The following is a 334-nucleotide window of genomic DNA, read 5'->3' as shown; positions in this document are numbered from 1 at the left end:
GGGTCGACAGCGCGCCGAGCGCCAGCCGCGAATCGCCGGCGATGGCGATCTCCGCGCGGGCATTGCGCATCAGCTGCTGCGCGTCGATGTCGATGCGAATCAGCCGGCCATCGATCGCGAAGCCGCCGTCGAACGTGACGTCGTAATCCGTTTCGCCGAGCTCGGTGCCGACGGCGAGCACCACGTCGGCGTCGCGGATCGTCGCGCGGGTGGCGGGCAGCGATTGCGTGGAGCCGATCAGCAACGGATGGCCGGCCGGCAGCAGACCCTTCGCGTTGATCGTCAGCGCGACCGGCGCGTGCAGGCGTTCGGCGAGCTCGCGCAATTCGGCCGC

At 70.7% G+C, this 334-nt stretch carries 1 pseudogene; it reads right to left on the bottom strand.

The features are described from left to right. Positions 1-334, bottom strand: a pseudogene (locus tag ABY44_RS08455) (5-guanidino-2-oxopentanoate decarboxylase); the annotation flags it as partial.

It is taken from the genome of Burkholderia sp. ZZQ-2, from assembly GCF_050768715.1.
Taxonomy (GTDB): Bacteria; Pseudomonadota; Gammaproteobacteria; order Burkholderiales; family Burkholderiaceae; genus Burkholderia; species Burkholderia cepacia.
Note: the sequence above shows the minus strand (reverse complement) of the source record. Positions and strands in the feature narration are given on the sequence as shown.